At 47.7% G+C, this 15,344-nt stretch carries 12 protein-coding genes; 7 read left to right on the top strand and 5 right to left on the bottom strand.

The window, feature by feature from the left end:
- Nucleotides 1–53: 53 nt before the first annotated feature.
- The 4 genes from U0033_RS04640 to U0033_RS04625 form a co-directional block, all read right to left on the bottom strand.
- Nucleotides 54–905 (bottom strand): hypothetical protein, encoded by an 852-nt coding sequence (locus U0033_RS04640; protein ID WP_072363750.1) that lies wholly within the window; start codon nt 903–905, stop codon nt 54–56.
- The gene (locus U0033_RS04635) at nt 895–1,557 is read right to left on the bottom strand and encodes a hypothetical protein (protein ID WP_143150843.1); all 663 of its coding nucleotides are present in this window, start codon (nt 1,555–1,557) and stop codon (nt 895–897) included. The genes U0033_RS04640 and U0033_RS04635 overlap by 11 nt, the downstream gene beginning before the upstream one ends.
- Nucleotides 1,538–1,924, bottom strand: a complete 387-nt coding sequence (locus U0033_RS04630) for a hypothetical protein (RefSeq protein ID WP_143150844.1) — start codon at nt 1,922–1,924, stop codon at nt 1,538–1,540. The genes U0033_RS04635 and U0033_RS04630 overlap by 20 nt, the downstream gene beginning before the upstream one ends.
- A 170-nt stretch (nt 1,925–2,094) precedes the next feature.
- Entirely contained in the window at nt 2,095–4,485 is a 2,391-nt protein-coding gene (locus tag U0033_RS04625) for an ABC transporter permease (protein WP_072363753.1), read from the bottom strand.
- A 340-nt stretch (nt 4,486–4,825) separates the two neighbouring features.
- Between U0033_RS04625 and U0033_RS04620 the strand changes: the two genes are divergently transcribed.
- Nucleotides 4,826–5,338 carry a hypothetical protein gene (locus tag U0033_RS04620; RefSeq protein ID WP_072363754.1) on the top strand — a complete coding sequence of 171 codons (513 nt, stop codon included), beginning with the start codon at nt 4,826–4,828 and terminating at the stop codon, nt 5,336–5,338.
- On the opposite strand, the gene U0033_RS04615 is transcribed toward U0033_RS04620, so the two are convergent.
- Nucleotides 5,307–5,675: a hypothetical protein gene (locus U0033_RS04615; RefSeq protein WP_322518513.1), complete on the bottom strand. Its 369-nt coding sequence runs from the start codon at nt 5,673–5,675 to the stop codon at nt 5,307–5,309. The genes U0033_RS04620 and U0033_RS04615 overlap by 32 nt on opposite strands.
- Before the next feature lie 119 nt (nt 5,676–5,794).
- Here U0033_RS04615 and U0033_RS04610 point away from each other — a divergent pair, with 119 nt between their 5' ends.
- Genes U0033_RS04610 through U0033_RS04585 form a run of 6 tightly spaced genes read left to right on the top strand, consistent with a single transcriptional unit; the run spans nt 5,795 to nt 15,233 of the window.
- Nucleotides 5,795–7,642, top strand: coding sequence for a type VI secretion system Vgr family protein (locus U0033_RS04610; RefSeq protein WP_072363755.1), 1,848 nt, complete (start codon nt 5,795–5,797; stop codon nt 7,640–7,642).
- A gap of 23 nt (nt 7,643–7,665) precedes the next feature.
- Nucleotides 7,666–9,066, top strand: coding sequence for a DUF3289 family protein (locus U0033_RS04605; protein WP_072363756.1), 1,401 nt, complete (start codon nt 7,666–7,668; stop codon nt 9,064–9,066).
- Nucleotides 9,063–9,548, top strand: a complete 486-nt coding sequence (locus U0033_RS04600; protein ID WP_072363757.1) for a hypothetical protein — start codon at nt 9,063–9,065, stop codon at nt 9,546–9,548. Before U0033_RS04605 ends, U0033_RS04600 begins: the two co-directional genes overlap by 4 nt.
- Nucleotides 9,536–10,219, top strand: coding sequence for a hypothetical protein (locus U0033_RS04595; protein ID WP_143150845.1), 684 nt, complete (start codon nt 9,536–9,538; stop codon nt 10,217–10,219). The genes U0033_RS04600 and U0033_RS04595 overlap by 13 nt, the downstream gene beginning before the upstream one ends.
- On the top strand, nt 10,216–14,154 hold the full coding sequence (locus tag U0033_RS04590; RefSeq protein WP_072363759.1) for a PAAR-like protein: 3,939 nt from the start codon (nt 10,216–10,218) through the stop codon (nt 14,152–14,154). Before U0033_RS04595 ends, U0033_RS04590 begins: the two co-directional genes overlap by 4 nt.
- Complete coding sequence (locus U0033_RS04585) at nt 14,151–15,233, top strand: hypothetical protein (protein ID WP_072363760.1); 1,083 nt, start codon at nt 14,151–14,153, stop codon at nt 15,231–15,233. The genes U0033_RS04590 and U0033_RS04585 overlap by 4 nt, the downstream gene beginning before the upstream one ends.
- Nucleotides 15,234–15,344: the final 111 nt, after the last annotated feature.

Below are 15,344 nucleotides of genomic sequence, written 5' to 3'. Positions count from 1 at the left end.
AAAGCAAAAAAACGACCCCCCTAACAACTCCATCATTAATCCATCCCGAAATCTCACCTCTTTCTAAACCTCTCAGGATCTATATACGGCGTATAATAAGCACACAAATTCAGCAAAATCATCATCGCCGAAAAGAAGAACAAACCCATAAATAACGCAATAAACAAATGCAGGCAGACAATCGCTCCCAGCCACCACATCCTGACTTTCCTGCTATTCATTCCCACAAAATACCCCATCTCTAAAATGATCGTACCCCAGCCTGCTAAAAGAAAAAACGGCGTGTTCGCTAAAAAATCCAGGCTAAACAAACTATAATAATTATGACTATGCACCGTCTTCCACAAGGCCTCGCCATTCCGCCAGGTTCCACCAATCACCTTATCAAATCCTGAAAAGAAATACGCGATACACAAATGTGCTTTTAACAGGAATAACCAATGCGCATAGGGTGGGGTGATAATAAATTTCCGCAACCTGTTATCGATCGAATAAATATACCCCACCGGGAATATGCAGCAATAAAATAGCGCAATTGTCGTATACCCATCCACCCCATATTCAAATAAATGAATCGATTTCAATAACAACAATTGCAAAAATAGAGACAGCACGGCACTCAGCCGCGTACAAAAGCCCAGGATCAGGCATACTAACGCCAATGGATACGCAATTCTGCAGAGCAATAATAAAGTGTCATAGGGTACACCCACATAATGCTGTAGGCTGACCAGGGTAGGACTAAAATGATCTGTTGCCGTATCCATAATATCCGGGTAGATATACCCTTTATAGGAATACAACATGTCAAAATCCGGCTGTATAGCCAGGAAATGTAGCAAAGCAAAACCTGCCATATTCACCCGGAAAAAGAACAACCAGCCGGGATAGGTTTTATTGTGCATGTGGTGTAAGACTATAGGTACCTGTTACTAATTTCGTCAGCTGGTATGCCGGTGCTGTACCTGTTCGCACGGCCTGCAGTGTTGGAAACTGCAATACATTGTAACTTAAAAGTACAGTACTATCCATGCACCCATGCTGCTGATACAAAGTGACAGCAATATTTTTAAAGACAAGGTTATTATATTCGCCCAGCAGGCCGCCAGGCAGACTATCATGTGCATCCGGTTTTATAAAATCATCCGTCAGTGCATTGGCCATAGAAAAGAACCGCAGGGAGGTCTCATATGATTTAAAATCGGCTGTCATAGGCGTACCATCACATTCTCCAATCAGAATACCATTTGACCGTACATTGATGCCAAAGAAACCATAGCCGGTTTCTGCACCCGTATACCGCCCGTAATAGCGCACAGCCCTGGCTTCTACGAAAGGCGTAAGCCTTTGTACAATTGCAGAAGACGCCGGCGTATGATAGAATTCATGATACGCCTTGTAAGCACTGATACTATTAATGAGGATGATGAGGAGAAGATGTACCGCCATCCAGGCATATAAAGCCCGTAAGCGTATTTTGCGAAACAACACGATGGCTGGCCGGTTACGCGCCAGCCATCGTTTCAGCCAGTTACTGTTACTTAACGGCTGGTGCATAACGGCTCATGATCTCGTTTGCTTTGATCACTTCTTCCGGTAAAGTCTTAATCTGCTTCCAGAAAATGAACTTGGTAGACACCCAATCCTTGTAAATTGAGTTGTCAAGAATACCGCCCATTCTCCTGTTCAGCGGATTGTTAGATGCAATAGTGATGGCACCACGGCCGAAATCTTTGATACCGTAGTGTTCTGCTACTACACGTTTGATCTCTTCCTGGTCACTCACAGACACGCGCTTGGTCGCGACTTTAGAAACCGAGTAAAGGTGTTTGCTCACGCGCTTAACGCCCATATCCTGTTGGAATGAAAAGGAGAGGAGGAGCACCACAGGGGCGCACAATGAAAGCAATAGTAGTTTTTTCATACTGCGAAACGTTTTGGGATTAATGTGAGAGCAAGTTAGTGGAATTTGATTACATAACAATCAGGTATTTATACCCGAAATGTAGGAGTATAAAAAAGAGCCTGAATCAAAAAGGATCCCTGGCAGAAACCACTACTTTTGATGCAGGCTCTTTTACGAAAAACAAATTCCTATTCCATTTTCAAACTCTTCACCGGGTTCATCATCGCCGCCTTTATCCCCTGCACACTCACCGTTGCCAGCGTTATCACCATCGCCCCTCCGGCCGCCACCACAAAGGCCCACCACGGCATCACCGTTCTATACGTATATCGCTCCAGCCACACCGCCATCCCCACATGCGCCAGGGGCATCGCCACCAAAAATGAAATCATCACCAGGATGATAAACTCCTTCGACAACATCCCCCATAAATTAAATACAGAAGCCCCCAATATCTTCCGGATCCCCAATTCCTTCGTCCGCTGCTCAGCCATAAACGATGCCATTCCAAACAAGCCTAAACAGGATATAAAGATCGCCAGCAAAGCAAAGATCCCCGCCAGTTTTCCTACCCGGATCTCATCCCTGAACTTCTCCTCGTACATCGCGTCGGCAAACTTATAATTCACCGGACTTTCCGGATCATACTTCCTGCACATATCGGCGATCACCTGCACCGCCGCCACGGCACTGGTTCCCGGCCTGATCCTGATGCTTACATAATTATCCATGAAATGATCCCGGATATAAAACACCGTCGGCATCACCACCTCATATGGATTCTGCATCACCATATCTTTTACAATCCCCAGCACCCTAAACTGGTGATCACCCCAGGTGATCGTTTTGCCTACCGGCTCCTTCAAACCCATGTACTCCACCGCCCGTTGATTCAGCACCATCCCATCAGAATCCGTTGCCATCCCCGCATTAAAATCCCGTCCCGCTGTAAACTGCCAGCCCACTGCCTTTCCAAAGCCAAACGACACCCCTATATTCGCAAAATCCACCGTCATATCCGGGTCCTTGCCCGGCCACCTGATAGAACTCGTATTATTATTCACCCCCGTGGCCGGACTCGTAGAAAACGCTACCTCATCTATCTTCCCCGTTGCCAGCAGTTCCTGCCTGAACGATGCAAAATGATCCGCAATCGCAGCGGTTATCGTCGGCACCGTTACCAACCCCTCCCGGTCATAGCCCACCGGACGGTTACGGGCATACTGGATCTGCCTGAACACGACGATCGTTCCGATGATCAACGTAACGGATACACTAAATTGTAACACCACCAATACCTTCCTCGGCATAGACGCCAGTTTGCCGGCCTTATAAGATCCTTTCAATACCTTCACCGGCTGAAAAGAAGATAAATAAAAAGCCGGGTACGTACCCGCTATCAAGCCCGTCAGCACTGCGAATGAGAGTCCCGCCAGCCAGAACAAAGGATTGCGCCAGGGCAACGCGATCTGCTTATCCGCCACCTCGTTAAATGCCGGCAATAAGAGCAGTACAAAGCCTATCGCCAGCACATATGCGATCATCGTCACAAACAAAGACTCCGTAAAGAACTGCGCCACCAGCTGCAGCCGCATAGAACCAATCGACTTCCTGATCCCTACTTCCTTCGCCCGCTTCTCACTCCGCGCCGTGGTCAGGTTCATAAAATTGATACAGGCCAGCAACAATACAAACACACCGATAATGCCAAACATCCACACATACTGCAAACGATCACCCACAGCCACCCCATTCTTAAATGTGGGGTACAGGTGCCAGCGGCTCATGGGGTGCAATAAGATCTTCGGATTATATTGTTTGATAAAAGCATCCACTTCCTGGAGTGATAGATCCGCAATCTTCGCATTCACCACCTCCATATCCGCATGATCTGCCAGCTGCACATACAATTGATAGGAATTATCGCCCCAGTCATTCTTTGACCGTGGTTTTACCAGTGAAGGATTGTTAAGGTAAAATTCCCAGGGCGCTATAAATGAGATACCATTAAAATCACTATTGTAAGGAAAGTCTTCATATACCCCCGTCACCCTAAAACTCTGGTCATTATCCAGTTTTACGAGCAGCCCCATCGGATTCGCATCTCCAAACAAAGCCCTCGCCACCGTTTGTGACAGGATCATGCTATGCGGATCTGTGAGCGCTTTCCGGTCGCCACGCAGCATATGCATACTAAACATCTCAGGTACCGTGGCCTCCATAAAATTTCCCCGCTGCAGCAATTTCTTATCCCCTGCAGACAGGATATGCCCCCAGTTCCAGGAAGTCAGCGCCATCTGCTTAAAGTATTCCCCGTATCGCGCTTTCAAAGCCCCCGGCAGTGGGATACTGATCGCCCTGCCGGTCTTAATTTCCCCATTGAACACCTGGCTCTTGTATACCTGCGCAATCTGCTCGTAATGGGCCGGAAAACGGTCGTACGTGCACTCATCCCTGATCCATAGACCAATGAGCATCGCCACCGTCATCCCCACAGAGAGTCCGGCAATATTGATGAAGGAATGCACCTTGTTCTTCAACAGGTACCTGAGCGCCATTTTTAGATAATTCCTGTGCATAGTAATGGGTTAAGTGCTTTTCGGGGCGGAAAAATCCTGCCAGAAAGAAAGGTGTTCATTTTCAATATATTATATAATGCGGACTGTCCGGTTTTGATACAGCCGGTGTCCGGCTATGGTAGCCTGAATATAGCCCGTCTTTTATTCATACATTACATTTACCCATCACTTATTAGCCACGATAAGGTCACTTCAATATCCAATCGATATACAAGTGACCTTATCGTGTACTTTTAGTGTACTTATAATGTAATGAACTAATAAAAGACGCAGCCTGTTAACTTCGCATTAACTGTCTTGCATTGTCCTCCTCCTTATCTTCGGTTCAACTCCCGTTCGCATGAAAATAAATACCAGGAAAATAGGAGATGCCGGTGTGTGTATCGAACTACCTATGTACGCTGCAACCCCTACCGTTAAATTATGGAAAGAAAGGATCCTCACTGATCTTCTACTCATGGCCTTCTCAAACAGGGCCGCCACCCTCGTGACAGTAGACCCGGCACCCCATGCTATCGGCTACCATTTCCCTTACCAGTTAGTCGTCTCCGGCGGCAAAAGCTATCTCGTCAATAACATAGAGACCTGCGATTATCACGCCCTCGTAAAAGCCGGGGAAAGCCCCGAAATGTGCCTCGGGTTACTAACAGTAGTAGCCGGTACGGACAACTACCAGTTTAAATCATATTTCCCCAAAAACGAAGACGAACTCCTCCACATCAAAGACGAACTTTTTATCTGCAGCCCCGACGATCACCGCGTATACTGGCTGCACCCAAACCGACCCTATGCCGGGCTCTTCGAAGCTGTCAATGACATCGCTAACTTCTACGAAGGAGTTGCCAATTTTTAAAATATCCGTTGTAGCCATGAAGGATTACAAAGACGAACTTTTTATCTGCAGCCCCGACGATCACCGCGTATACTGGCTGCACCCAAACCGGCCCTATGCCGGGCTCTTCGAAGCTGTCAATGACATCGCTAACTTCTACGAAGGAGTCGCCAATTTTTAAAATATCGGTGTAGTCATGAAGGATTACAAAGACGAACTTTTTATCTGCAGCCCCGACGATCACCGCGTATACTGGCTGCACCCAAACCGGCCCTATGCCGGGCTCTTCGAAGCTGTCAATGACATCGCTAACTTCTACGAAGGAGTTGCCAATTTTTAAAATATCCGCTGTCGTCATGAAGGATTAAAAAATTGCCTGTTTAAACAACAGATTCAATATTTTTTTATAATTTAGAGCCGTTTGTAAGATATTAACCTTAATTCGTTAACCGCATTACCATATCAATTATTGAGCGAATGGCTTTATATACCCAAACCGCTGTATCAATTGGCGACGAACAGTTCAGGCAATTTTATTCCATTCACCTGAAGCAGTCCATGACAGGGCATCATTCCCTGGAAATCAAAATAGGATACGATTGGCTACTCAAATCAGGGAAAGACCCCGTGTCTGCCGGACAATCTTTTTTAGGTAAAGAAGTACGCATGACAGTAGAAAGTATGGAAGGCTCCGGCAACGGCACTCCCTTATCTTTCAATGGCGTCGTAACGGCGGTCAACTTCGGCAAGGAAAGCAACTCCATCAACGGCCACTGTACCGTTTACGCAGCCAGTCCTACCATCCTGCTCGATGGCAACCCGCATATCCAGTCGTTCGAAACGCAAAACCTGGCCAGCATTGTCAATACCGTATTAAAAACCAGCAGCGCCTTCCCCGGCTCTCCCGAAGTAAACCCGGAGTATCCCTCACAATTGAAATACATTGTGCAATACAAAGAAACCGGCTTCCAGTTCCTCCACCGCTTATCACAGCGCTATGGGGAATGGTTTTTCTACAACGGGCAACGCATTATCTTCGGCAAGCACACCGCGCAAAAGGTGAGCCTCTATCACCAGGTAAACCTCGTTGAATACAACATCACCCTCCGGACTGTGCCGGCCAACCAGTCACTGAAAGGGCAGGAATACCGGAACTACGCCGATGTAGACTTCAATACGAACACCCTCTCCACCGGTAACGTAGACAACTACACGCAAAACGCGAAAACCGTCAGCGATAAACTCTATAATAAATCCTTTACTTACAAAGTACCTCACGCTTTCAGCAGCAATGCAAAAGAAGAACTGGAACACACCGCCAGGCGCCTGCAACAGTCACAAATGGCGCAAATGGTGCGCATCAGCGGTCGTAGTAAAAGCACGGCTTTAAGACTGGGCGATACCATCAGCATCCAGGAAAATATCTTCTCTACCGCCGATCATGGTGAATTCTTCCTCACCGCCCTGGAACATTTGGTGGATGGCAACGGTGAATACTACAACCGCTTCGAAGGCATTCCGCTTGCTAACGCAGTACCACCGATGGACATCGAAAACATTCCCCGGTGCGAAGCACAGAGTGCCGTAGTCGTAGAGAACTTCGATCCCAAAGGCCTGGGCCGCGTACGCGTACGCTTCAGCTGGCAGAAAGGGATGACGCCCTGGATCCGCCTGATACAACCACATGGTGGCGGCGATAAAGGCTTCTACTTCCTGCCCGAAACCGGCGAAGAAGTATGGGTCGATTTCGAAGGCGGTAACCCCGAAGCTCCTTACATCATTGGCACCCTCTACAACGGCAGTGGCAAGGCAGACTATGGCGATGCCGACAACAATGTAAAAGCCATCAAAACCCGCAGCGGTCATACCATCCGGCTCGATGATACCGCCGGCCAGGAATTCATCACCATCAACGACAAAGGTGGCAACATCATCGTGATGGATACCAATGGTCAGAACATCTCCATCACCGCCCTGCAGAATATAAAAATACAAGCCCGGAACATCAGCATCCTTGCCGCAGAAGCAGTAGACGTTAGCGCCGGCACCTATCTCACTAACAGCGCCGGTTACGACCTGTCTGCCAGTGCTGGCATGAACATCATGCACAATGCCGGCGACAGCATCACCCAGTATTCTGTCAATGACTACAAACTCAGCGCCACCAACATCACCAAGATTGCATCAGAAAATATGGATGTGCAGGCAAAGAACATTGAAAAGACAGCCGAACAGGTAAAAGTGGACAGCTCCAAAGAAGAGATGACCATCAACTCCGGGAAGTCTGTTGCCATCAAAAGCGCAGAGAAATCCAAACTCTTCTGATCCTCATCTTTAATTGAAAAACCATGGGAGATAACAGTACGGGCAACCTCGTTATTGTCGCCAAAAACTATACTGAAAACGGTGAGAAAGTACGCTGGAACAGTGCAGGAGAAACCAGGCTGCAATCCGGCAAACGGATCCAGCTGCACGGCAAACAGGACGGCGTTTCCTTCCACAAAAATGACCCCATTGTACGCAAGGCCGGCACTACCGTCAAAGTACTGAAAGTAGAAGGCCCCAAAAGCGTTGTCAATGGGAACACCTACGAATTCAAAGCCACTTCTTTCAGCGAACAGCTACCTGATAACCAGCTCCGCCTGGTAGCCTGGGCCTTTTCCTTCGATGGAGGGCAGCACATCACGCATTTCAAAACCGGTACCACCCGCGTAGAGAATGGCGTGGCCTATAAATCGATCACCGTCGATGCCAATACCCTTGACCAGGAAGTGAGTGTCTACGCCTTCTTCCGCAAGCCGGATACAAAGGTCGTAGCGACTACAAAGATCATCTACCTGCCACTGGTCGTCGATGTATACCGCACACCCGGTCTCAATGAAGACGGCACCGATATTGCCAACGATATGGCATATGGAAAAGGGGTATCTAAACGCCCGGTATATACGAAAGGTGAAGTGGATGCCTACAAACACTCCTACGTGACCGACGGCTTTGATCTAAAGAAAGATGCGAAGTTCGCCAATGCCGCCGGCAACGGTGCTTACAGCGCCATCTACAATGAGAAGCAGGTGCTCGATACCGGTTATTTGATGCGCCTGTCTAATTCCGCCAGCAATGATGATGCGCTTTTCCTCGACTTCAGGATCATGGTAGAAGCCATGGCCAGGGGCGATCTGAATGACAATATCAAATCGATGATCAGTAAGTTCCAGAAGAATGAAGGTGGGGTATATGAAAACGCCAAACTCACCGCCGCCGCGCAGGCCAATCCTTCTACACAACGCTTTTGCACGGGCATTGAAAATGAGATGGCAGAGCGGATCAAAAAAGCGGGCGGAGAACTGATCACCATGGAAGATAAGACCGTCTACACCGGCAAAGAACAGGGGTATAAAACTTCGCATCCATATGGTCACCCGGCCTATCCTTACAGCAGGGATTACAACCTGCTTAGCGGACTGACCATCGCCGTCAACGACGTGTGGAGTTATAAAGTTAAGCTGCTTAGTTTTAAGCAGACCGGCGACGATTATAAAGCCCGCTACGAAGTGCAGCTCTGGGACCACTTTGGTCTTGACCTCCCTGATATGGAGAAATTCTATTCCTGGGGCGCCGGCTTCCGTGCCTGGTTCCTCTTACAACATCTCAGGGGCTACAAACCATTCCTCACCAAAATGGTATTTACAAAAGAATTTTCCGGCAATATAAAAGAGGGTGCACAGGAAAGGAAAAATAAGCGATCATGAAGTATGCTGTATTAGGATGGTTAATTTTTGGACTCTTCGGCTGTACGTCAAAACCGGCAGGCCCCAGGGTAATCTATTTGAATAAACTGGATCACGAGGGAACTGTTGATGTGAATGGTCAGTATGGCCAGGGGCGCTACCGCTATGCCCTGATTGATAACCCGCCTAAGTCGCTGGACAGTCTTCACCAGGTCATTCTGCACTATTGTGATAGCGCCGTGAACAAACAGGAGGTGGAAACACACTACATCCGTTATTACATCCAGTTCTACCGCCTCTCAGATCATACAAAGAGCTATCAGAAAGGCAGGGAAGATTTCTGGGATCTTCACAATGACATCAACCAGGAGCTGGAAGATTACCGGGGAGAATACCGCTATGAATTATGCAAGGGCGATTCTCTTCACGGTCAGTGGACCCTGGAAGTCAATTCCCCTGCAGGCAATAAAACGGATACACTGGAAAAAAAATGTCAACCCTGATGGGCTTCTTTAACATATTCAGCAAGCGGGCGCCCCGCATGGAAGTACTCAGCCCGGTGCAATACACGGTGACCATACAATACCCTTCTGTACTGGAATTTCCCATGGCAGTGAGCCGCATGAAGGTGGAAGATGATGCCCGTACATTCTTCCAGTTCGATCGGGGAGAAGTGACCATCAACGGAGATGCCGCTTCCGATTACCTTGCTGCGGACCTTGCTGCGCAATGCGGCCAGGTACTCTACCCCTTGCAGGTCTGTGTAGGCGCAGACGGTAGTATCACACAGGTATTTAACCATGCAGCTATCCTGGAAAGATGGGAAGCACAAGCACCGCGTTTGCTGGAATATTTTACCGGTGACGAAGCCTGTGCATACATCCACGCCACCGGCAAGGTGATACTGGAAGAAGCTGCCGTACTACGCATCATCCGGCAGGACCTGTTCCTGAGCTGCTGGTGCAACCTGGCCATGGGCGGCAGTCGCAGCGCTTACCCCTTAATCCCTTTCAAAGAACCGGTGCCCTGCGAACACGATATAAAATGTAGTGTCAATAAACTGACGAAGATGATAGACAGCATCCATGCCGAATGGAATTTCGAACAGGATGGAAGGCTGCGCCGTATACAACTCACGGCTGTTTGTAATCCGATTAAAGATACTGTAGTATGAGTGAAAAACACTTTGTAGTACAGGGAGCTACCTGCAAATGCGATTATGGAGCTTCCCCCGATAAATTGAAAATTGCCGCTAACGACCGCGACTATATTAACGATGGGAGTGGAGATGCCAAACCTATCGCCAGTACAAAAGATCTTGGTCAGCCGCTGGAGGCAAAGACCTTTGGCCGCTGTAGTAAGGTGAATAGCGGCTGTAGTGTGAACATTACCAAATGGGATAGTTTTTATAACAAGATCACCCTCACCAATGGCGGTAAGATCCTCACGGAAGACAGCAAGGCTACCTGTGCCGTGAGTGGCGCGCCCTGCATTACCATCATCAATCACGGGCAGGTGGCACAGGTGAGCAGCGTGCATTTTGACAATGTGGAAGTAAGTACCATGGCAGCATTGAATCCCATGGCCCCACCGCCGGAGAGCAATTTGCAAATACCGAAAGTGAAGTCGATAGAAGGGAAAGCCGGTGCTGCAGAAGGCGCTGTGCAGAGTGGCAAGCAAATACCGGTACTCATTACCCGTGTAGACGAAGACGTTATTTTCAAGGTAAAAGAGTATTTCAATCCTTCTAATGCAGACAAGGCAAAGGTGAGCTGGAAAGTGTTCAAAGGACACGGATTTTCTGATGCAGGTACCCTGGTGTTTGAAACCATCGGGCCTGATTTTAAGACGAATTTTGATGCAGCCGGTACTTATAGGGTAATGGCTTACGGTGCCAGTGGCAAAGGGGATCCCAGCTGTTCGATCGATGTCACCGTGAAGGTGAACCGCCTGAAAGATGCATTCAATATGGATGGCTTGCTGGGGCATTTTGTAAAAGAGCAATACCGGCTAAGGCGCGGGATGAATGTGACCGTTCATGCCGTGTATGAAATTGATCCGCCAACAGCTGAAGAAAAGCAGCTGGTATCCATGCAGGTCACCGATGCTGCGGGCAATGTGATGGCATCGACAGCTGCAGGAGAAGATAAGATTACATTCCAGGTAGATAATTCTGCTACGACCTATACCGTGATGGCGCGCATGGGCGAACAGGTGGTGACGAAGGAAATGAAGTCCGAAGCGAATGGCGTGGTGGCCGTGACCAACGACCAAAACACCACCGTGATCCGCCCAGGTACCAGCATGTCATTCAAAGTGAGTGAGATGACCTATACAACACAGGTAGAGGACTTTGAGGCCGGGCAGATCAAGTGGCAGCTGAATGGAAAACCGGTAGGAACGGGCAGGACCCTCACACTCGATGGCAACCAGTATTTCAGCAATACCGGCAGGTATGTAGTGGAGGCCTATGTATCCGTAGCGGATGCCTGGAATGCCAGGAAGGGCGCTCCTAATGCCCATCAGAAAGACGACTGGCAGTTCGACGTTGCGCATAATACCATCACAGATGTAAAAGAAGAACATGGCATTACAAACTGGGTGACAGGCAAGCGGTACAACCTGGTGGCGACTACCAAAATGCCCTATGATGCCGCTAAGGATGGCCCCTTTACCTGGACACCGGCAGCGGGTAAGGGCGATAAGATCTCCGGCGTCTTTGCCACGCACAAGGGCAAGGTGCAGGTAACTGCCATGCTCGGGGAATCCAAGAAGGTACTGGAAGTGAATGCGGACTTTGCCCGGATCGATGCCTGGTACTTTGGTGACAAGGATGGGATGTATAAGGCTAAGGCGGGTTGGAATGAAAACCTCAAAATGATCATTAAAAGCGAAAATGCGGCCAACGAGGAGGTGGAATTGCACATCCTGGAGGCAGATAAGCATTCGGAGCCAAATTACATCCTGGGGCCTAAAAAGGGCAAGTTTGGAGCGGATGGGGTATTGAGTATCGACATCAACACCAATGACCTGAAAAGTAAACTGGGAGAACTGTGGTTTGAGGGGGAATACTTTGATGTGTTCTTTGTGCTGCTGCCTGCCCCGTCGGGCTTACAGTTCGATGGTACGAAGAAGGTGGTCTGCAGGGGCCGGGAATATATCTTCCCGGCGAAGGAGAGCAACCTGCGGGGCGCAGAGAGGGGCAAGTATGTCTACATTTCAAAGAAACCGGAAGTGGTGGATGTCAGGTACTTCGAAACCAGCGGCAACATGGCTTACCGGGTGTATAAGTATGGCGAGAAAATTGATATCAGGATACAGACGGCTAACCTGGCCGGGAAGGAGCTGACAGTGGAGTTCTGGGAGAATAAGAACAAGGAAAAGGATGAACTGGTAAAGACTAAAAAGATAAAGCCGGATAATACGGAGGTTGTAAGAATCAACTTTGATACGAACGAACTGAAAAGTGGGGATAAGGCCAGGAATGACGGCTATCGGGCGTTCTATCTTGTGATAAAAGCGGATGATACCAAATCATTCATGTACCCGAAAGATGTGGCGGATGAAAATGCGCATAAGGCGGAGCAGGTATATTTTTTCCAGCACCTGAAATTATCTGATGCAAAAGCGGATGAATGGAATAAGCTGGCGGATAAGAATGCGCCTGCGGTGCTGAAGAATGAACCGGCTCAGCAGGCACCGGTGGCAACAGGCTGTCCGAATTGTAATGATAAAGTGACGGCGGAGCAGTTGAAGAAGATCTTCCCGCAGGCGAAGGAGGATGACCTGAAAGTGATCGCTGCTAATTACACCAAATACATGGCAGAACTGGGGATGAATACCTGCTGGAATAAGGCGCACTTTTTTGCACAGGTATATGGAGAATCAGGCGATGTACTGGACGTGTCGAAATCAGAGAGTTTCAATTATTACTATGAAGATCTCTCCAGGTTCAAGGCATTCAGAACGGTGGAAGGGAAGAAGAAAGCGAAGGAATTAGGGCGTGCAGAAAAGCCCAATACACATCCGCTGGATCAGGCGGCGCAGGAGCAGGTGGCGAATTATGCCTATGGTCCGGAATCTGCGAAGGGTAAGGAGCTGGGGAATACGCAGGAAGGCGATGGCTGGAGATTCAGGGGGATGGGGCCTTTACAGCTCACGGGCAGGTCGAATTTTACGCAGGCGAATGCGTATACGAGCAAGGAAGGTGGGGATATACTGACTACGCCGACGCTGGTGAAAACGGATGTGCGGATTTCGATGTTGTCGTCAATGGCGTTTTGGAAGATTGTGAAGATTGAGCATGCGGCGAATAAACAGGAAAAAGTTGACATTATAAGTGGCATGGTAGGCGCTGATCAGGACAGGGCAAATGGTGAATCTGCATATGGGATTAAGGAGAAATCTTTTAAAAATACGACCTCCGTTGTATTCAAAGTGAAGGAATGCAAATTTGATGAACTCGTGCCTGAGAAGGATTGTAACAGGTATAAGATCGATGTAGATAATTTCACTGTTACGTATGAGTATAAGAACCTTGCATCCAAACAATATAGGTACGAGGTGATCGTAAACAAGAAATCAGTGTATACCAAATACATCAATTCAGAAAAGGTGAAGAGTACATTCAGAGGTACAGAAGTCGACATTCGTTTATTGCCATTCCCTGAAACAGGACCTAACTGGGGCCGCTTTGGCACGAGAGATAAAGGCGGTGATAACTACGCTTCTCCTGAGATGGCGGCACATTTACTGGGCTTCTTTTTCTGCCTGCCAGTGAACGGGTTCACAGATAAACTTTACTTCAATGACATCTCTGCAAATGATGGACGTAACATCGGGCATAGTTCACACAGGGTAGGAGTAGATGTAGATATCCGGTATCCGGGTAGTCCGAATACAGCAGGCCAGGTGATGTGGTCGGAGGCGGCAAAAGCCTTTACTACAACGGAAGAATTTATTGCCCAACTGGAATTTATTTTACAACTTGCCAGTAAGTGGAATTATGTAAATAACTATACTTACAAGACAGGCATCAAGCACTCAAGTGGAGACTATGCAAGTGTGCATCAGGACCATTTTCATTTAGGAATAAAATTTTCAGCATGAGGGAATTAGTCGTCTTTATTGGAATCATTGGATGTTTAAGTTGCCAGTCTTCTGCATCCAAACAGGAAACTACAGAAGTGGCACAGGCGCAGGATACAATTCAGCCAACAGGTGAAAAGGATGTAATTATGAATACAAATCCGGAATTAAAAAAGCAGGGTGATTTGCAACAGGACCTGAATGATGAAGGTGGTGGTCATTACAAGTATGCAGAAAAGGATCTGAACGTCGCACTCCCGGTGATTGCTGAGATCCTGAAAGCAAAGGGATATGTAGCGCCTTCCAAAGAGGTGTTTGAAAAGAAAATGCATGAGATCTTTGCAGAGAGTTATAGTCCCGGTGGTGCATGTCGTGTGAAAGAGCATGAGAAATTTACCATGCTGTATGAAGGTAATACGATCGAAACGCCATTCCCGATGATGTCTGATGATGTGGTAGCGGCGAAGGAAGGTAATTTCATCTGGCAGATTCCTTTGGTATCTTCATTGGGTAGTTTCGTAGATAGCGTTCATTTTAAGATAGATTTAAAATACACGCAGAAACTCATCTCCAGGAATAAATATTTCTTTAATGACAGTAAGGCGGACCTGGCGATTTTGTTAAACGAAGATGCGCAGTTTTTATCTGCCCTGGTAACTTCCTTCGGTTATACAAAAGACCAGAAACTGAATGACCTGGTGATGAATGAGTACCTAAAAGGAAGTGATGATGAAATTGCCAGGGTAGCAAAAATAATATTCCGGAAGGATTGTAGTAAGCAACTGGTGATCAGGGAAGGCTTATTAAACTGGGTGAAGGCGCATACAGAAAAGGAAGAGCATAAAATGCTGGATGCACTGTATTATTATGTGTTTGATCTTTACAAAGGGAATAATGACTTTACGCTGAATGAGAAACGTAAGATCGCTGCTTATGTAGATAATATTTTCATTCCTTTGCACGATAAATTTGGTGGTCCCGGCTGGCCTACAACAGAATTGATCTTTAACCTGGAAGCCCGCGACCCTGAGATCAGGGATTATGTGAAATCACAGCACTTTTATAATTTACCTGAGGTGAAGAATTTATATGGGGAATAGGATTTGCTGAAGCCGGCCGCAGGATAGGGTTTTCGGCAGGGTTTCGACCTGCTGATAATTCGGAGGCTGGTATTGGCGTGTTTCCATTGTTACAATCAATCCGCCGTTGAT

Source organism: Chitinophaga sancti, assembly GCF_034424315.1.
GTDB classification, from domain to species: domain Bacteria; phylum Bacteroidota; class Bacteroidia; order Chitinophagales; family Chitinophagaceae; genus Chitinophaga; species Chitinophaga sancti.
This window is presented reverse-complemented; position numbering and strand designations above follow the sequence as displayed.